A 20,107-nucleotide genomic window follows, 5' to 3' on the forward strand; every position below is an offset into this window, starting at 1 on the left:
GCTGACAAGTGAAAATTATCAAAAAAGCTCAACTTACTGTTCAAATGATTAAAAAAGGCACAAAAGCGTGATTAAACCTGCAATCAATTACCTAAAAGCAGGCTTAATCATCTTACCACCTTTAATTATCAGCAGTTTTCTTTTACTTTTGCTGCGATAGCGTGAGCGGAAGAATCCACTAATTGCGCATCTTCACCTTCTACCATAACTCGAATTAATGGCTCTGTACCTGATTTACGTAATAGCACTCGGCCTTTATCGCCGAGTTGGGATTCAACATTAGCGACCGCTTCAAGTACTGCAGTATTTTGTAGCGGATCAGAATCACCTGAGAATCGAACATTCACTAAGACTTGAGGGTACAAGGTCATGCCTGAGGCTAATGCACTCAACGATAATTTACTACCCACAACAGAGGCCAACACTTGCAGTGCGGCAACAATCGCATCCCCAGTTGTCACTTTATCGAGCAAAATAACATGGCCGGAGTTTTCAGCGCCAATCTTCCAGCCTTTTTCTAATAATTGCTCCATGACATAACGGTCACCAACTTTAGAACGTACAAATGGAATGCCTAATTGCTTCAAACCATTTTCCATCCCTAAGTTGGTCATTAACGTCCCAACGACGCCACCTTTTAGCTCTCCACGGCGTAACGCATCACGAGCAATAATATAGGCAATTTGGTCACCATCGACTTTATTTCCTAACTCATCAACCATGATCAAACGGTCACCATCACCATCAAAAGCTAGACCAAGGTCAGCCTTTTCTTCCAAGACTTTCGCTTGTAATGCACGAACATCAGTTGCTCCGACTTCTGCATTGATGTTAGTACCATTTGGCTCACAACCAATGCAAATCACCTCTGCGCCTAACTCAGTAAAGACACTTGGTGCAATATGGTAAGTTGCGCCATGTGCACAATCGACCACAATTTTTAAGCCTTTGAGGCTAAGTTCATTAGGAAAAGTACTTTTACAAAATTCAATGTATCGACCCGCAGCATCCACCATACGCTTAGCTTTACCTAGCATCGCGGATTCAACGCATTCAATGTCTTTTTCCATTTCAGCTTCAATGGCTAATTCAATATCATCTGGTAGTTTTGTGCCTTCAGATGAAAAGAACTTGATGCCATTATCATAATAAGGGTTATGAGAAGCAGAAATGACGATCCCGGCTTCAGCGCGGAAAGTTTGTGTCAAATAAGCCACTGCGGGGGTAGGCATAGGCCCGGTTAAAATCGCTTTAAGCCCAGCGGCTGCAAGACCCGCTTCTAGTGCTGATTCCAGCATATAACCTGAAATACGAGTATCTTTGCCTATAATGACTTGTTTGGTGCCTTGCTTAGCCAATACACGGCCTGCCGCCCAACCTAGTTTTAAGACAAAATCAGGCGTGATCGGATACTCACCGACTTTCCCACGTACGCCATCGGTACCAAAATATTTTCTTTCTGACATGATAATTCCTATATTTACAAGCAATAACCTGTTGTTTATTGGCACATTAGTTGAAATTGCCATAGGTTACAACAGGGTTTAAATTCCATCGTTATTATTTTGAATAATGATATCTAAGGTTTTTATTGATTTATTTTGATCATTTCCAAAATTTGCAACGCATCTTGGGTTTCAATGACATCATGCACACGTAAAATTTGTGCGCCTTTTTGAGCGGCAATCGTTGCACAAGTAATGCTGCCAATCACGCACTCTTTGGTCGGCTTATTCAAGGCATTCGATACCATTGATTTTCTCGACATGCCCGCCAAAATAGGTAGGTGATAATGATGAAAATGTTCTAAGTGGGCAAGCAATTGATAGTTATGTGCTAGCGTTTTTCCAAAACCAAATCCGGGATCAATAATAATATTCTCACGTATGATGCCTGCTTGAATGCACTCATCAATCTTATGCGTTAAATACTTATCCACTTCTTGCAAAACGTCCTTGTAATCAGGATTTTCCTGCATAGTCTTAGGCTGGCCTTGCATATGCATAATACACACCGGCACTCCTGCTTGAGCAACCACTTCCATCGCCCCAGGTTCAGATAAGGAGCGAATATCATTGATCATATCCGCCCCACATTCTAGCGCCTGTTTCATCACTTGTGCTTTGCTAGTATCAATGGAGATCCAAACGTCGGAGACTTGTCGTATGGCTTTCACTAAAGGGATCACACGGCGTAACTCTTCATCAAGAGAAACTTCTTTTGCTCCAGGTCTCGTTGATTCCCCACCGATATCAATGATCGTCGCCCCAGCCTTAATCATTGATGTCACTTGAGCCATAGCATCTTCTAATTGTTGATATTGACCACCATCTGAAAATGAATCTGGTGTCACATTCAATATCCCCATAATTTGAGGCTTTGAAAGATCAAGTGTTTTTTGATTTGAAGTCAATTTCATTCGGTGTCCACCTTTAATGAAAATGTAAAAAGAAAAATTATACGTGGGTCAGAATGCAAAAAGCCCTGATTCACATCAGGGCTTATTATCAACACTCTCTGCTTATGAATCTTTATTATTCGATTCAGTGTCATCCGGTGTGTTCACTGGTTCAACTTTAGGTTCAACCTTAACTTCTTCTGCTTGCGGAGCAGGTTCAGCCGGTTTGGCCTCACTGTCTGTCCAGCCTTGTGGTGGACGGATCGTTTCACAGCGATTCATTAGATCCTCAATTTGACCAGCATCTATGGTTTCATACTTCATCAAAGCATCTTTCATTGCATGCATGATATCCATATTATCTTCTAAGATTTTCTTAGCACGATCATAATTTCGGTCAATTAAGATACGAACTTCTTGGTCAATTAAGCGCGCAGTTTCATCAGACATATGTTTTGTCTGAGTCACACTACGGCCTAAGAAGACTTCACCTTCATCTTCAGCGTAAAGTAATGGTCCAAGCTTTTCAGAGAAGCCCCATTGGGTGACCATCTTACGTGCAATATCTGTCGCACGTTCGATATCGTTGGAAGCCCCTGTCGAGACTTTGTCACTACCGTAAATTAGCTCTTCGGCTAAACGCCCACCATACAAACTAGAAATCATTGATTCTAAATGCTGGCGAGACATACTAACTCGGTCTTGCTCAGGTAAGTACATGGTTACACCTAATGCACGACCACGAGGAATAATCGATACTTTATAAACAGGGTCATGTTCAGGTACTAAACGACCAACAATGGCATGACCAGCTTCGTGATATGCCGTAGAGGCTTTTGTTTCCTCAGACATGACCATCGAACGGCGCTCAGCACCCATCATGATCTTGTCTTTCGCTAATTCAAACTCAACCATCGAAACATTGCGTTTATTACCACGCGCAGCAAATAATGCCGCTTCGTTTACTAGGTTAGCCAAGTCGGCACCGGAGAAGCCTGGTGTACCACGAGCGATCAGTGACGGTTCAACATTTTCGGCAAGTGGCACTTTACGCATGTGCACTTTCAGAATTTGCTCACGGCCACGAACATCCGGTAGACCTACCACGACTTGACGGTCAAAACGACCAGGACGCAATAAGGCAGGGTCAAGTACGTCAGGACGGTTGGTTGCCGCGATAACAATGATCCCTTCATTACCTTCAAAACCATCCATCTCAACCAACATTTGGTTTAGCGTTTGTTCACGTTCATCATGACCACCGCCAACACCTGCGCCACGTTGACGGCCAACGGCATCGATTTCATCAATAAAGATAATACATGGTGATGCTTTTTTCGCCTGTTCAAACATGTCACGTACACGAGATGCACCCACACCTACGAACATTTCAACGAAATCAGAACCAGAAATACTAAAGAACGGTACTTTTGCTTCACCCGCAATCGCCTTAGCTAATAGCGTTTTACCTGTACCTGGAGGACCAACCAGCAAAACACCAGTAGGGATTTTACCGCCTAACTTTTGGAATCGGCTTGGATCACGTAGATAATCCACCAGCTCTTTTACATCTTCTTTGGCTTCATCACACCCAGCAACATCCGCAAACGTTGTTTTGATTTGGTCTTCACCCATCATGCGAGCTTTACTTTTGCCAAACGACATAGCGCCTTTACCGCCGCCACCGCCTTGCATTTGACGCATGAAGAAAATCCACACCCCAATCAATAGAATCATCGGGAACCAAGAAATGAAAATGGTTCCTAAAAGGCTTTGTTGCTCAGGTGGTGTGCCTGAAACTTTTACATTTTGATTGATAAGATCGTCAAGAAGCTTACTGTCGTAAACAGGCATATAAGTTACATTGCGAGAATTATCAGTTCGAACAAAGGTAATTTCTCTATCCTTGAACTTTGCCTCACGAACTTGGCCTTGACCAACGTCTTTTACAAAGGAAGTGTAATCAATCGCTTTTCCGTTACTGTCTCCAGGCCCAAAGCTCTGGAAAACTGACATCAAAACTACGGCGATTACTAGCCATAAAATTAAATTTTTTGCCATGTCACTCAAGGTGTCAGCCTCTCGGTCACTATTAATTAAAAGTAAGTTACTACAGTTTATATCCTGTAGCTACGATATATACCTCACGAGAACGCGCACGTGAAGAGTCTGGTTTACGAATTTTTACAGCTTTGAACATTTCACGTACATCTTTGACGTACTGATCAAAGCCTTCGCCTTGGAAGACCTTAACCACAAAACTACCATTTGGAGCTAGAACTTGTCGACACATATCCAACGCTAATTCAACTAAATACATTGCTCTAGGTTGGTCTACCGCTAGATTGCCACTCATATTTGGTGCCATATCAGACATTACGACATCCACCATATCAGGTTGAATACGTTCCAGTAAGGCCTCTAATACGGCATCTTCTCGGAAGTCACCTTGTAAAAAGCTTACCCCCGCAATGGAATCCATAGATAAAATGTCACAAGCTATTACTTGCCCCTCATCGCCAACAATACCGGCTGCATATTGCGACCACCCGCCAGGTGCGGCACCTAAATCGACAACCGTCATCCCTTCTTTGATGAGTTTATCTTTCTCTTGAATCTCTTCGATTTTAAAGATAGCGCGAGAACGGTAACCCCTCTTTTGTGCTTCAGCCACATACTTATCGTCAAAGTGCTCTTGTAACCAACGCCCTGAACTGGCTGAATGTTTTTTCTTACTCATTGAAGTCCTAATGATTTATCTATAACGTCCAAACGAATCATGAATGGAAGCTGCGGGCTATTATAAAACATCGCCATAAAGCCTAGACTCACTCAAAAGCCTAAGCCCACTTAAAAACTATTCAGGAAAATATAGTCTTCCTGCATAGATGGCGTTAAAATAGATGTTTTCAACCCAGTATACTCAAATAACACCAAAATACTTAACTTCTGTATTAGGATGTGGTTTGAATATCATATAAAAAAATGGCAGCACAATGAACCTAAGCACCAAACAAAAACAGCACTTAAAAGGACTAGCTCACAGTTTAAAACCTGTTGTGCTAATGGGCGCAAATGGATTAACTGAAGCTGTACTTGCGGAAATAGAACTTGCGCTTGACCATCACGAGTTGATTAAAGTCAAAGTGGCTTCTGAAGACCGTGAAACCAAAGCGCTCATTATAGACGCCATTGTTCGCGAAACCAAAGCAGAAAAAGTGCAAACTATCGGTAAAACATTGGTGTTATACCGTCAAAGCGAACAGCGTAAAATAGAAATCCCACGTAAGTAATCACTTACTTATCAGCTAGATGTTGATTTCAAGAAAGACTGCTTCGGCGGTCTTTTTTCATTTTTTGATTCGTTACGTATTATTATTGATTCACGTATATTCTCTTGATTGACTGACATGCTGTTATTGGTCATTCAAATCCAATGAACATAACCCCTATTTCCTCCATGAAAAACAGCCATCACACACCACGAGACACAAAAAAAGCCACAATCATTGCGGCTTTTTGAGTCTAGTCATGTTGGTCAAGCTTCAACCAAAATGGATGATTAAATATAATCCACTTGCGTGATTTCGAAATCTTTATCTCCACCAGGCGTAGAAATGACCACATCATCGCCTTCCATCTTACCAATAAGACCTCTAGCGATTGGTGAGCTCACAGAGATTTTACCTGCTTTAATATCCGCTTCGTCATCACCAACAATTTGGTATTTCACTTCTTTATCGGTATCAATATCTAGTAACGTCACGGTTGTACCGAAGATCACTTTACCCGTATTTTCCATTTTGGAAACATCAATCACCTGCGCAACTGAAAGCTTGTATTCAATATCGCGAATTTGCGCCTCACAAATACCCTGCTCTTCACGTGCTGCGTGGTATTCTGCATTTTCTTTTAAATCACCTAACTCACGAGCTTCTGCGATCGCTGCAGAAATGAGCGGACGACGCTTTAATAATGCTTCTAATTCTGTACGTAGCAATTGCTCGCCACAGACAGTCATTGGGACTTTATCCATTTAAACCTCACTCCAATTTCAACTCTAAAGAGCGAATTTCGGACAATAAAACCCCACTCAACGAAATGCTGAGTGGGTGCTGTGTGAAATAATTTGTATGCCGACAGTGTAAATAAACTTGCTTCAGGAGTCACTATAAAAGTAAGACCCTCGTCACATTTCATTGAAATTATTGTCTTTTCTAATGGTTATAAAAACCAATGTAACAACAATAAATTTTCATTTCTTTTTCGAGCGAAATCTAAAAATAACTAAATCGAGAAGCCGATCACAAAACGACAAAATAAAAGTTAAATCATTGTATATTATGATTTTTACTGGTAAAAAAAGCACAAAACCACGTGAATAGTAAGTTTTTTAGCTATTTTCATAAAAATTAACTATCGACACGGGGAACTAACAGAGTAAAACAGCTACAGCAACACGTGTTACAACGATAAAAATTTACCTTATACATTACCGTGTCGCACGATAATCATGCGCCACGAAAATAAAACAGAGTAGCCATCAGCTACCAATTTTTACAATAAAAACAGTTAGGATTAATACAATGAATAAAAAATTTCTCGTTTTAGCGATTGCCGCTGCCGCAACAGCGACTTCTGCCTCTGCTGCTACTGTCTATAAAGACGATACCTCAACATTTAATGTTGGTGGCCGTGCTGAATTCCGTGGTGATTTTGTCGGTCAAGATGATGGTGACAAAATTGACGGTACTATGGCAAACAAATCTCGTTTCCGTTTGAACCTTGGTGGTGAAACACAAATCACTGACAATCTAACTGGTTTTGGTTTCTATGAAGCTGAGCAAACTGTAAAATCATCAGGCAATAATGAAGCTAACGATAACTTTACTCAACGTTACATGTTCGCAGGTTTCGGTACTGAATACGGTAAAGTATCATTCGGTCGTCAAGATACTGCAACTGTAATGATCTCTCAAATGTCAGATATCTCAACCTACTCTGGTGGCCAAAAAACATTTACCCAAGCAGGTAACGAGCAAGTTAACAACACTTTCTTGTACTCTGGTAACTTCTTCAATGATGCTTTAACCATTAAAGCTGATGCTGTTTTAGGCTCTGATGATAATACTGATGGTTACGGCGTTGCAGCAAAATACACTCTACCTATGGGTATTGGCTTTGCAGTAGGTTATACCGCTAACCAAGGTGACACTAACATTCAAGGCAATGCACAAGACGATGAATTCCAAATCATCGGCGGTGTAAACTACAGCAATGACAACCTATACCTAGGTGCAACTTACACCAGCGGTGAAACTGCAACAATTGCAGTAGATGCTCACAACAAAGCGGTTGATTTTGAAGGTGTGGAAGCGACTGCACAGTACAAGTTTGATAACCAATTCCGTGTTGTAACTACTTACTCTTACCAACAAGTTGATGATAAAGATTACGAAAACTGGGCAGAGCTAACAGGTGGCTACGACTTCACAAGCAATATTTCTACTTACATTGCTTACCGTTTCAACCTACTAGATGAAAACAAAGACTTTGGTTCAACCAACGAAGAAGACTCTCTACGTTTAGGTCTATTGTACACATTCTAAGTTAGTCGTTATTACTTAAATAACTACGAACATACCATTACGCCTGAAAGTACTCTTCAGGCGTTTTTTTATAAAAAAATCTAAATTGTTTAAAATCATTATAAAATGTTAGCCATAGGTAAAGATTAATGAAGTACTATTATTATCGATAGAATGACTTTCATTCTTCCATGGAAAAATAATTTTATTAGGATTAATACAATGAAAAAAACTTTATTAGCTTTAGCAGTGGCCGCTGCTTCAGTCTCTACTGTCGCTTCTGCAGCAACTATCTACAAAGATGATACATCAACCCTTAACATGGGTGGTCGTGTAGAAGTCCGCGCTAACTTCTCTGATGCCAACAAAACCGATACGGATGACAATATTTATAACGATGCTTCACGCGTTCGTTTGAACTTAGGAGGCGAGCAAAAGCTAAATGATGATGTTTCTTTCATTGGTTTTACCGAGTTTGAGCTAACTGAGAACAGCGATCCTGTCGGTGACGATACTAAAATCAACACTCGTTACTTATACGCGGGTGTTAATTCACAAACGTATGGTGCATTAACTTATGGTCACCAAGACAACGCCTTTACTTACCTAACCAACTTCACCGATATGGCAGAAGTCTTCAGTGGTTACATCAATGAAAATAATGTTGCAACCTCTGACCGTGCAAACAATGTACTACGTTACGCATTCAACACTGAAAAATTAACCATCCAAGCCAGTGTTCAAGGTGATTCAGATTCAGACGGAAACGATGTCACTCAAAATGCTGATGGTTTTGGCGTTATTGGTGCCTATAAGTTAACTGATTCTTTAGAATTTGGTCTAGGCTACGCACAAACCGATGCTAATGCGTCTGGCTCTGATGTTAACGGCACTGGTGATAACGATACTTACACCGCTGCACTACGTTATACAAATGAAGGCCTATTATTAGCAGCAACCTATGAAGGCGGTACTATTTCTCGTACCTCTTCTGATGAGTCTGATTTCAATGCGGCCGATGCTTACGCTGGTTACACCTTTGGTGATAACAACGTAAACATGACATATAACTACTACAAAGCCGATGAAAGCTCATTCAATAACCTGAATGTGAATAATATCGCTCTGGAATATGCTCGTTACTTTGGTAATGCAACGGTTTATGGTGCATACGCATTCAACCTACTTTCAGATAGCGATGCAACTACCGTAGGTAATGGCACAGCTAAAACAGAAGACGAATTCCAAGTTGGTTTCCGTTACGCATTCTAATTTTTACCTATTGTAGGTTAAAAAAGAATCTTCCAACGCCTACTTATTTTAGTAGGCGTTTTTGTTTATACTGAACGCTCAACTCTAATTCCAAATTCATGGATGATTCATGCGCTTACTCTCTGTTTCTATTAGCATTTTAACTTTAATTCTTAGCTTTCATTCTCAAGCTGCTGTTGAAAAGCCGCATTTCCCAAGTCCTGATATTCTCCCTACCGGAACTCGAGTAGGATTGATGGCAAAATCACCTACTTCAACCTTGCTATATAAAAACAATGACATGCTATTTCCACCAGCCAGCACCTTGAAGTTATTTACCGCCTTAGCCGCCAAAATAGAACTGGGTGATGACTTTCGTTACCAAACCACATTGGCACAAAGTGGATCAGATCTAATATTAACCTTCAGCGGAGATCCCAGTTTAACCTCTGCCGATATAGAACAGCTCTTATCTGATGCCAAAATCAAAGAAATCAAAGGCAACTTACTCATTGATAACACTGCTTTTACTGGCTATGAAAAAGCCGTTGGCTGGCCTTGGGATATTCTGGGCGTTTGCTACAGCACCCCATCGAGTGCAATAACATTGAATAATAACTGTGTGATGGCTTCTATCTACACCAATAAGGATGGCACTACGCGTTCATTTGTTCCTGAGCATCAACCCATCACGTTAAGCACCTCTGCCAGAGCCATCACTCGTCAGCAACAAAAAGAACAATATTGCGATTTAGAGCTGAATGCGACTCAGACAAATCAATACTTTTTATCTGGCTGTCTGGTCAAGCGCGAGCAACCTTTACCCTTAAACTTTGCCGTACAAAACCCCTTCCTATATGCATCGACAACCATTCAGCAAATTTTAAAAGATAACCACATCAAGCTAAATGGCAGTATTCAATTGGCACAAGCAAAGCCCCATTCGGCTAAGCAACTTGCCACTCATCAATCAGCAACTTTACCTGTTTTGTTAGAACATATGCTAAAAGATTCAGATAACCTTTATGCCAATAATATAACCAAAACACTAGGCGGCCATTTTTTCAAACAAGCAGGTTCCTTTACCAATGGTAGCCAAGCAATTAAAACGATTTTAAAGCAACAAGCCAAAATAGATTTATCTAATGCAATCTTAGAGGATGGTTCAGGCTTATCACGTAACAACCGCATCTCACCCAATCATCTTTATGCTTTACTAAAATACATCAAAGCCAATGATCATAAATTACACTTCGTCCACCTCATGCCTACGGCGGGCGTTAATGGCACACTGGAATACCGAGCCAGTATGAGAAAAGCTCCTATCAAAGGACAAATTGTGGCTAAAAGTGGTTCATTATTCGCTACCCACAATATGGCGGGCTTTGTCGTTGATGAACAAGGTCAACCGGCCACGATATTTGTCCAACTGGTTACCGATTATCATCCTCAAGCCAATACCAGTACCATTGCACCGATCACTCAATTTGAAACGGCGTTATATCAAAATTTAATTAAAGCTACCGTAAAATAAAACGATTAATACCAATCTCACTAATTAGATGATCAGATAATTAATAGGATTGGTATTTATAAACAAAAGCCCACTTTAATCATAATGAGTAAAGTGGGCTTTATTGATATTACCTTTTATTCAAGCCCCTTCACTTATCACAACCAGTGAGGCTCAAAAGGCAAAACTAAAACTTACCAGGCTATGCTAACGAAGATTTCACTTGTTCATGCAACTCTTGTACCGATGTCACTACATTACGATTATCTTCAGAATGTGCCATACAAGTTGCAAAGGCGGCATTTAGGGTCGTTGTATAGTTCACTTTCTCTTGCAAAGCGCCGCGACGTAATACTTTCGAGTCCTCAATCGCTTGTCGTCCTGCTGCAGTATTAATAATGTAGCTATATTCATTATTTTTAATGCGGTCAAGGATATGTGGACGACCTTCATGCACTTTGTTTACCAAGCGAGGGTTAATTCCAGCTTCCCCCAGAATGACAGCAGTACCGTGCGTCGCATCTAACTGGTAGCCAAGCTTAATCAGTTGTGCCGCAAGATCTACGACACGCTTCTTATCTTCTTGACGCACAGAAAGTAAGGCACGGCCACCTTCAGGGTAAACATTACCTATCCCTAATTCCGCCTTAGCAAAAGCTTGAGCAAAAGTTTTACCAACGCCCATCACCTCACCTGTTGAGCGCATTTCTGGGCCTAACAGCGGATCAACACCTGGGAATTTATTAAACGGCAACACCACTTCTTTCACGGAGTAATACGGTGGAATAATTTCTTTCGTAAACCCTTGTGATTCTAAAGATTGACCGGCCATGACACGTGCAGCAATTTTCGCAAGTGGTGCGCCAGTAGCTTTGGATACAAACGGCACGGTACGAGCGGCACGTGGGTTAACCTCGATGAGATAGACTTTGCCCTCTTTCACCGCAAACTGAGTATTCATCAAGCCACGAACACCGAGCTCAAAAGCCAGCTTTTCAACTTGCTCACGCATCACATCTTGGATTTCCTGACTTAATGTGTAAGCTGGTAATGAACAGGCAGAGTCACCAGAGTGCACACCCGCTTGCTCAATATGCTCCATAATGCCACCAATCACGACGCGCTCACCATCGCAAATCGCATCAATGTCGACTTCAACAGCATCATCTAAGAATAAATCAAGCAATACTGGTGATTCATTCGATACGCTTACCGCTTCGTTAAAGTAGCGGCGTAGATCTTGCTCGTCATAGACAATTTCCATTGCACGGCCACCTAACACATAAGAAGGGCGAACCACCAATGGATAGCCAATTTCACGGGCTTTTTCTACCGCTTGTTCGAGTGCCGTTACGGTTGCGTTTTGTGGTTGTAATAAACCAAGACGCTCAACTGCCGCTTGGAAACGTTCACGGTCTTCGGCGCGGTCAATCGCATCTGGGCTGGTACCAATAATAGGCACTCCAGCAGCTTCTAGCGCACGAGCTAATTTAAGTGGTGTTTGCCCACCGTATTGAACAATAACGCCTTTTGGTTTTTCGATACGGACAATTTCTAACACATCTTCTAGTGTCACTGGTTCAAAATACAGACGGTCAGAAGTATCGTAGTCGGTTGAGACGGTTTCAGGGTTACAGTTGACCATGATGGTTTCATAACCATCCTCACGTAATGCGAGTGAAGCGTGAACACAGCAGTAATCAAATTCAATCCCTTGACCGATACGGTTTGGACCACCACCTAAGACCATGATTTTATCTTTATCTGATGGATTTGCTTCACATTCTTCATCATAGGATGAGTACATGTAAGCAGTATCAGATGAAAACTCTGCCGCGCAAGTATCCACACGCTTGTAAACCGGATGAATATTGTATTGCTCACGAGCTCGGCGAATTTCACTTTCTGCCACACCAAGTAATTTAGCTAAACGTGCATCGCCAAAACCTTTACGTTTCATCTTGCGAAGTACTTCTTCGTTTAACCCAGCATATCCGCCCGCTTTCACTTGCGCTTCAAGCTTAACAATTTCTTCAATTTGCACTAAGAACCAGCGATCGATATTAGTTAAATTAAAGACCCCGTCAATTGACATTCCCGCGCGGAAGGCATCAGCGATATACCAAATACGGTCACAACCAGCGTCTTTAAGCTCTTGACGAATTTTAGTCAGTGCGTCTGGTGAGTCGAGATCCACCATTTCATCAAAACCATTACGGCCAACTTCTAAGCCGCGCAAGGCTTTTTGTAAAGACTCTTGCTGGTTACGGCCAATCGCCATCACCTCACCCACGGATTTCATTTGGGTCGTTAAACGGTCGTTAGCACCGGCAAATTTTTCAAAATTGAAACGAGGGATCTTCGTCACAACGTAATCGATAGTCGGTTCAAACGACGCTGGTGTAGCCCCACCAGTAATGTCATTCATCAACTCATCAAGTGTGTAACCAACGGCAAGTTTTGCAGCAATTTTTGCAATCGGGAAACCTGTTGCTTTCGATGCCAATGCCGATGAGCGAGAGACTCGAGGGTTCATTTCGATGATCACCATACGACCATCTTTAGGGTTAATACCAAACTGAACGTTTGATCCCCCCGTTTCAACACCAATCTCGCGCAAGACCGCTAGAGAAGCGTTACGCATGAGTTGGTATTCTTTATCGGTTAAGGTTTGAGCTGGAGCAACAGTAATGGAATCACCGGTGTGGATACCCATCGCATCGAAGTTTTCAATGGAACAAACGATAATGCAGTTATCTGCTTTATCACGCACCACTTCCATTTCATATTCTTTCCAGCCAATCAAAGATTCGTCGATTAATAACTCGTTAGTTGGGGATAGGTCTAAACCACGACGACAAATCTCTTCAAATTCTTCTTTGTTGTAAGCAATACCGCCACCAGTGCCACCCATAGTAAAAGACGGGCGGATGATACAAGGGAAGCCAACCATATCGAGAACTTTATAAGCTTCTTCCATGGATTTCGCCGTATCTGCACGTGGACACTCAAGGCCAATAGACTTCATCGCTTTATCAAAGCGTGAACGGTCTTCAGCTTTATCAATCGCATCCGCCGTTGCACCAATCATTTCAACACCGAACTCTTCAAGTACACCATGCTTTTCTAAATCAAGCGCACAGTTCAATGCCGTTTGGCCACCCATGGTAGGTAAAACAGCATCTGGGCGTTCTTTGGCAATGATATTACGCACCACTTCCCAATGAATAGGTTCGATATAAGTCGCATCGGCCATCTCAGGGTCGGTCATAATAGTCGCAGGATTCGAGTTAACCAAAATAACTCGATAGCCTTCTTCACGCAGAGCTTTACACGCTTGTGCGCCAGAGTAGTCAAATTCACAGGCTTGACCAATAACAATCGGGCCAGCTCCTAAAATCAGTACGCTTTTTATGTCAGTACGTTTTGGCATTTTTACTACTCCAAGTTACGCTTTGTGTTGTTTGATAAGTTCAATGAAGTGGTCAAATAATGGTGCTGCATCATGAGGACCAGGGCTTGCTTCAGGGTGACCTTGGAAGCTAAATGCTGGCTTATCAATACGATGAATGCCTTGTAAAGAACCGTCAAATAAAGATTTATGTGTTGCACGTAACGTCTCTGGCAACGTCGCTTCATCTGCGGCAAAACCATGGTTTTGAGACGTAATCATCACAACATTTCGATCCAAATCTTTCACTGGATGGTTAGCACCATGATGACCAAATTTCATCTTGATGGTCTTTGCTCCAGAGGCCAATGCAAGGATTTGATGACCTAAACAAATACCGAAGATCGGCAATCCTTTATCGAGAAAGGTTTTGGTCGCTTCAATCGCATAAGTACAAGGTTCAGGGTCTCCCGGGCCATTTGATAAGAAAATACCATCTGGATTTAAAGCCAACACCTCTTGTGCAGAAGTTTCAGCTGGCACCACGGTTAGGCGACAGCCACGGTCAACTAACATGCGTAAAATATTGCGTTTTGCACCAAAATCATAAGCAACAACGTGATATGGCAACTCAGCATCGCTTTTCACTTCTGGCAAACCATCCGTTAATGTCCAAGAGCCTTGTTTCCATGCGTAAGTTTCTTTGGTTGAAACGACTTTCGCCAAATCCATACCTTTAAGTCCTGGAAACTCTTTTGCTTTCGCCAGAGCTAAGGCTTCATCTAATGATTGCTCTCCAAACGTAGGGCCCGCAACGATACAGCCATTTTGCGCTCCTTTTTCACGCAAAATACGCGTTAACTTACGCGTATCAATATCAGCGATGCCAACAATATTTTGGGATTTTAAGTATTCAGAAAGGGTTTGTTCACTGCGGAAGTTTGAAGCGATTAGAGGAAGGTCACGGATAACTAAGCCTTGAGCATGAATGGAAGAGGATTCTTCATCTTCTGAGTTAGTACCGGTATTGCCAATGTGGGGATAAGTTAGAGTAACGATTTGCTGTGAATAGGAAGGATCAGTGAGGATTTCTTGGTACCCCGTCATCGAGGTATTAAAAACTACTTCTCCAACGGCTGTTCCATCAGCGCCAATGGATTGACCGCGGAACACTGTCCCATCTTCTAGGACTAACAGTGCGGAATTACTCAAGATAACCTCCAGAATAAATATGCATAAATTACGTATAAGCTCTCGCTCTCATCTTACTAAATCACCATCAAGATGGAATTTAGGTAAATTGGCGCTATTTTAGAGATGCTAATGAAATGTGTCAATACTGATAAAAAAGAAATATTAGTTATCAGCAAACACAAACCACTTATAAATCCAAACACCTAAAAACTACAGTTTTCTATTATAATTTTTCATATACATACCTTACATTATAAAAAAAAGAAAAAAACCATCTCAACCCAAAGTAAAAAAAGTAAACAATGTAAAAAAACGAAAAAAAGCCAAAGAAAACTTACAAATAATTAAATATCAGTTAAAAAAACAAACTAAAACCCCAAAATACAAACTAAAAAATAATTAGCAAACGATTACCAATTAATGCGAAAAAATAAAAAAAGCCGCTCAATTATAGAGCGACTTTAACAATTAATGATTTTTAAAAGAGATAATAAAAAATACAACAATGAATATTAGTGCACTTTAATATTTCAAAAAACACTTACAAATCATTTAATCCAAGTACATCATGCATGGTGTAAAAACCACTTTCTTGATTATTTAACCATACCGCAGCTTTAATGGCTCCGTTAGCAAAGGTCATACGATCGGTTGCTTTGTGTGTGATTTCTACACGCTCACCAAGATCTGCAAACATAGCTGTATGCTCACCCACAATATCGCCAGCTCGGATTGTCGCAAAACCAATCTCGTCTTTGGTACGCTCTCCGGTTATTCCTTCACGAGCATACACCGCAACATCACTTAGTTTGTTACCCATGGCACCAGCGATTGCTTCACCCATACCAAGCGCCGTTCCCGATGGAGCATCTACTTTATGACGATGGTGAGCTTCAACAATTTCAATATCACAGTAGTCTCCCATCACTTTGGCGGCTTTTTCAAGAAGCTTAAACATTAAATTAACGCCAACACTGTAGTTAGGCGCCATGACAATCGCTATCTCTTGGGCGGCATTATCAATAATTTGCTTTTCTTGTTCTGAGAAGCCCGTGGTACCAATGACAATTTTTTTGCTATGCTGCTTACACAACTCAATATTGGCGAGCGTGCTCACTGGAGCGGTGAAATCAATAATCACATCAAACTGCTCGATAACTTGTGCTAAGTCATCAACCATCGCAACGTCAAACTTGCCTTCACCCACTAGCTCACCAAGATCCACTCCAATTAATGACGACCTTGAGCGTTCTGATCCTGCTGCCACTTGTGCATTTGAATTTAAGTGAGCCGCTTTTACCAGATTACGGCCCATACGGCCAGCTGCGCCTGCAATCGCAATACGTACCATTGCTTCTCTCTCCTTTGATAATTTTGTTACAAGGAATGTAGCTTTTTTGGAAAAGAATGGGAAGAAGTGATTTTTCGGTACTCGAATCTAGGGCGCTTCGCTGCTCGTAGCTCGGAAAAGCAAAAGCGGTAAAAACGCAGCCGTGTTACGGGGACGCTACGCTCGGGAGCCGAACAGCGAAGAAGATTCATTTTTATATCGGTACTCGTACCTAGGGCGCTTCGCTGCTCGTAACTCGGAAAAGCAAAAGCGGTAAAAACGCAGCCGTGTTACGGGGACGCTACGCTCGGGAGCCGAACAGCGAAGAAGATTCATTTTTATATCGGTACTCGTACCTAGGGCGCTTCGCTGCTCGTAACTCGGAAAAGCAAAAGCGGTAAAAACGCAGCCGTGTTACGGGGACGCTACGCTCGGGAGCCGAACAGCGAAGAAGATTCATTTTTATATCGGTACTCGTACCTAGGGCGCTTCGCTGCTCGTAACTCGGAAAAGCAAAAGCGGTAAAAACGCAGCCGTGTTACGGGGACGCTACGCTCGGGAGCCGAACAGCGAAGAAGATTCATTTTTATATCGGTACTCGTACCTAGGGCGCTTCGCTGCTCGTAGCTCGGAAAAGCAAAAGTGGTAAAAACGCAGCCGTGTTACGGGACGCTGCGCTCGAGAGCCGAAAATAATGTTGCGTGATGCGTGATGCGTGATGCGTGATGCGTGATGAAGAAAATTATGCTGGACTGAAGCAACTGACAACAAATGAAATTGCTATGTTTTATAGATAATGTACAGCGTGATGCTTTTTACTCGCAACACGAAGCGAAGGCTCTCGGAACTCATATCAGGTGCATGCAAAAACACAGCGATCGCTGATGCGCTTTTCCTAGCAACGAGTCACGAGAAGCGAAGCGACTCTAGCAGCGTAGCGCCCTTACCTCATCCCCGTACGTTTAATAGAGTCTATAAAGGCAACATCGATCGCGAACGATCTTTTCCTAGCAACTAGAAACGAGAAGCGAAGCGCCCCTAGCAGCGAAGCGATCCTTAATAAAAAAACGGGCCCCATTTGGGACCCGTTTTATTTCTGAGAACGCAGCGTGCGTTACTTCTTAGTCAACTTCTCTTTGATACGAGCTGACTTACCAGAACGCTCACGTAGGTAGTACAATTTGGCACGACGTACTGCACCACGACGCTTAACTTCAATGCTATCAACCATTGGAGAGTGAGTTTGGAAAGCACGCTCAACACCTTCACCGTTCGAAATTTTACGAACAGTAAATGCTGAGTGAAGACCACGGTTACGCTTAGCGATAACAACGCCTTCGAATGCCTGTAGACGCTCACGGTCGCCTTCTTTAACTTTAACCTGAACTACAACAGTGTCACCTGGTGCAAATGCAGGGATGTCTTGTTTCATTTGCTCTTCTTCAAGAGCCTTGATGATGTTACTCATGTGTTTATTTCCTAGATTAAACTGATACTAAATTTATTAGGCTAGTTGCTTCTATCTTTATTACCTAAAGACCGCTGCTCAATGATGAACTGCGCCAGCAATTGTTCCTGTTCGTCAGTCAGAGCTAGGTTTTCCAGAAGCTCTGGTCTTCTAAGCCAAGTTCGGCCTAGCGATTGTTGTAATCGCCAGCGACGAATGTCCTCGTGGTTTCCGGAAGTCAGTACACTTGGCACTTGTTCACCATCTAACACTTCAGGACGCGTATAGTGAGGACAATCTAACAAACCATTCGCAAAAGAATCTTCTTCTGCCGACGCAAAATCTCCAAGTACCCCCGGAACAAACCGAGATACCGAATCAATTAACGTCATGGCTGGGATTTCCCCACCCGTCATTACAAAATCTCCAATTGACCATTCTTCGTCAACATAAGATTGAATAATGCGTTCATCTACTCCCTCGTATCGGCCACAAATCAGAATTAAATTCTCATGAGTTGCCAATTCTTCTACTCCTTGTTGGTCAAGTTTACGACCTTGAGGAGATAAGTAGATCACTTTCGCCTTACTCGGTGCGGCTTGTTTGGCTGCTTGAATGGCATCGCTCAAAGGCTGAACCATCATTAACATGCCAGGGCCACCACCGTAAGGTCTATCATCAACAGTGCGATGTTTATCATGAGTGAAATCACGAGGATTCCATGTTTCTAATGATAAAAGACCTTTTTTTACCGCTTGACCTGTCACACCATAATCAGACACGGCTCGAAACATGTCGGGAAAAAGGCTAATTATGCCAATCCACATTGCGTTACTCGCTTATCTGTTAGTGTGATTAGAATCCAGGATCCCAGTCAACTTCGATCCGTTGAGCTTGACGATCAACTTTCTTGATCACTTGCTCTTCAAGGAACGGAATTAATCGTTCCTTTTGGCCAAAAGCATCTTTTAAATTTGCTTTCACCACCAAAACATCATTGGAGCCTGTTTCCATCAAATCAGTCACTTCACCTAAGTGGTAGCCCTGAGTAGTGTAAACTTGCATGCCAAATAACTCACGCCAGTAGAATTCTTCTTCTGACAATTCAGGCAGTGATACTGGATCAATAAAGATTTCCACGTTAGCGAATAATTGCGCTTCTTCACGGACATCAACGCCTTCTAGTTTACAAACATAACCATTATTATGGCGTTTCCAGCTTTCGACTTTATATTCAACCAGTTTACCCTTTTGGTTAATAAACCAAGGGGCATATTCAAAAATACTTTCAGCATTATCGGTATAGGAAAAAACCTTAAGCCAACCACGAATGCCGTAAGAAGAACCAAGCTTGCCTACTACAATTTTTTCGTTTTGTTCACTCATGTTTTTTACCTTTAACCGTTACAACTCTATAGATGCTAATAATTAAGCCGCTTTTTGAGCGTCTTTAACTAGTTTAGCAACACGGTCAGATACAGATGCGCCTTGACCAACCCAGTGGTTAACGCGATCTAGGTCTAGACGTAGACCTTCTTCTTGACCTTGAGCAGTAGGGTTAAAGAAACCTACGTTTTCAATGTAGCGACCAGTTGCTGCACAACGGCTGTCAGCTACAACGATTTGATAAAATGGACGCTTCTTAGCGCCGTGACGTGCCAAACGAATGGTTACCATGTCGTCCTCTTTTGCTTTCTCAATAATTAAATTAGCCCCAAATATAGTTTTCTCACTCAAAAATCATGAGGATAAAAACGACTTGGGGCCTCGTGCCAAAATAAAGCCCCCGAATTTTACTCTTATTAGGAGTCAATGCAAGGGCTTTATAAGTAAACAAGGCCAATATTCAGAATACCGAGCTTGTTTCCAAGTCTGTGTTCTTGAGTAAACTCATTTATTGACCTTATTTAACTCATCTATTGTTGTCATTCATCTGGTGCTAACACCATCAATCAATGAGCAATTTTTACTCAAAATGAATTGTGACAGACTTCA

At 42.0% G+C, this 20,107-nt stretch carries 16 protein-coding genes; 4 read left to right on the forward strand and 12 right to left on the reverse strand.

Features of this window, described 5'->3' with window-relative positions; genetic code table 11:
- Positions 1 to 128: 128 nt before the first annotated feature.
- The 4 genes from glmM to rlmE form a co-directional block, all read right to left on the reverse strand.
- Positions 129 to 1,466, reverse strand: a complete 1,338-nt coding sequence (glmM, locus tag VCA1004_RS08395) for a phosphoglucosamine mutase (RefSeq protein ID WP_408646850.1) — start codon at positions 1,464 to 1,466, stop codon at positions 129 to 131.
- 122 nt (positions 1,467 to 1,588) lie between these two features.
- Positions 1,589 to 2,419, reverse strand: a complete 831-nt coding sequence (gene folP, locus VCA1004_RS08400) for a dihydropteroate synthase (protein ID WP_086983151.1) — start codon at positions 2,417 to 2,419, stop codon at positions 1,589 to 1,591.
- 102 nt (positions 2,420 to 2,521) lie between these two features.
- On the reverse strand, positions 2,522 to 4,459 hold the full coding sequence (gene ftsH, locus VCA1004_RS08405) for an ATP-dependent zinc metalloprotease FtsH (protein WP_197715828.1): 1,938 nt from the start codon (positions 4,457 to 4,459) through the stop codon (positions 2,522 to 2,524).
- Positions 4,460 to 4,508: 49 nt separating this feature from the next.
- Entirely contained in the window at positions 4,509 to 5,138 is a 630-nt protein-coding gene (gene rlmE / locus VCA1004_RS08410) for a 23S rRNA (uridine(2552)-2'-O)-methyltransferase RlmE (protein ID WP_086983147.1), read from the reverse strand.
- Between the two features lie 256 nt (positions 5,139 to 5,394).
- Between rlmE and yhbY the strand changes: the two genes are divergently transcribed.
- Positions 5,395 to 5,691: a ribosome assembly RNA-binding protein YhbY gene (gene yhbY / locus VCA1004_RS08415; protein ID WP_086983145.1), complete on the forward strand. Its 297-nt coding sequence runs from the start codon at positions 5,395 to 5,397 to the stop codon at positions 5,689 to 5,691.
- A 269-nt stretch (positions 5,692 to 5,960) separates the two neighbouring features.
- Here yhbY and greA read toward each other — a convergent pair whose 3' ends face one another.
- Complete coding sequence (gene greA, locus VCA1004_RS08420; RefSeq protein WP_086983143.1) at positions 5,961 to 6,434, reverse strand: transcription elongation factor GreA; 474 nt, start codon at positions 6,432 to 6,434, stop codon at positions 5,961 to 5,963.
- Between the two features lie 550 nt (positions 6,435 to 6,984).
- Here greA and VCA1004_RS08425 point away from each other — a divergent pair.
- The 3 genes from VCA1004_RS08425 (at position 6,985) to dacB (ending at position 10,771) form a co-directional block, all read left to right on the forward strand.
- Positions 6,985 to 8,007: a porin gene (locus tag VCA1004_RS08425; RefSeq protein WP_086983141.1), complete on the forward strand. Its 1,023-nt coding sequence runs from the start codon at positions 6,985 to 6,987 to the stop codon at positions 8,005 to 8,007.
- Between the two features lie 201 nt (positions 8,008 to 8,208).
- Entirely contained in the window at positions 8,209 to 9,258 is a 1,050-nt protein-coding gene (locus tag VCA1004_RS08430; protein WP_086983139.1) for a porin, read from the forward strand.
- A 109-nt stretch (positions 9,259 to 9,367) separates the two neighbouring features.
- Complete coding sequence (gene dacB / locus VCA1004_RS08435; RefSeq protein WP_086983137.1) at positions 9,368 to 10,771, forward strand: serine-type D-Ala-D-Ala carboxypeptidase; 1,404 nt, start codon at positions 9,368 to 9,370, stop codon at positions 10,769 to 10,771.
- A 181-nt stretch (positions 10,772 to 10,952) separates the two neighbouring features.
- Here the strand turns inward: dacB and carB are convergent, their stop codons facing one another.
- From carB to rpsP, 7 genes are all read right to left on the reverse strand, one after another.
- Positions 10,953 to 14,183, reverse strand: coding sequence for a carbamoyl-phosphate synthase large subunit (gene carB, locus VCA1004_RS08440; RefSeq protein ID WP_086983135.1), 3,231 nt, complete (start codon positions 14,181 to 14,183; stop codon positions 10,953 to 10,955).
- 15 nt (positions 14,184 to 14,198) lie between these two features.
- Positions 14,199 to 15,353: a glutamine-hydrolyzing carbamoyl-phosphate synthase small subunit gene (carA, locus tag VCA1004_RS08445; RefSeq protein ID WP_086983134.1), complete on the reverse strand. Its 1,155-nt coding sequence runs from the start codon at positions 15,351 to 15,353 to the stop codon at positions 14,199 to 14,201.
- A 523-nt stretch (positions 15,354 to 15,876) separates the two neighbouring features.
- A complete protein-coding gene (gene dapB, locus VCA1004_RS08450; protein WP_086983132.1) occupies positions 15,877 to 16,686 on the reverse strand; it encodes a 4-hydroxy-tetrahydrodipicolinate reductase in 810 nt (269 codons plus the stop codon).
- 1,093 nt (positions 16,687 to 17,779) lie between these two features.
- Positions 17,780 to 18,133 (reverse strand): 50S ribosomal protein L19, encoded by a 354-nt coding sequence (gene rplS / locus VCA1004_RS08455; protein ID WP_086962820.1) that lies wholly within the window; start codon positions 18,131 to 18,133, stop codon positions 17,780 to 17,782.
- A gap of 41 nt (positions 18,134 to 18,174) precedes the next feature.
- The gene (gene trmD / locus VCA1004_RS08460) at positions 18,175 to 18,939 is read right to left on the reverse strand and encodes a tRNA (guanosine(37)-N1)-methyltransferase TrmD (RefSeq protein ID WP_086983130.1); all 765 of its coding nucleotides are present in this window, start codon (positions 18,937 to 18,939) and stop codon (positions 18,175 to 18,177) included.
- 28 nt (positions 18,940 to 18,967) lie between these two features.
- Positions 18,968 to 19,498, reverse strand: a complete 531-nt coding sequence (gene rimM, locus VCA1004_RS08465; protein WP_086983129.1) for a ribosome maturation factor RimM — start codon at positions 19,496 to 19,498, stop codon at positions 18,968 to 18,970.
- A 42-nt stretch (positions 19,499 to 19,540) separates the two neighbouring features.
- Positions 19,541 to 19,789 carry a 30S ribosomal protein S16 gene (gene rpsP / locus VCA1004_RS08470; RefSeq protein ID WP_027697617.1) on the reverse strand — a complete coding sequence of 83 codons (249 nt, stop codon included), beginning with the start codon at positions 19,787 to 19,789 and terminating at the stop codon, positions 19,541 to 19,543.
- Between the last annotated feature and the right edge of the window lie 318 nt (positions 19,790 to 20,107).

The organism is Vibrio aphrogenes (assembly GCF_002157735.2).
GTDB lineage: Bacteria > Pseudomonadota > Gammaproteobacteria > Enterobacterales > Vibrionaceae > Vibrio > Vibrio aphrogenes.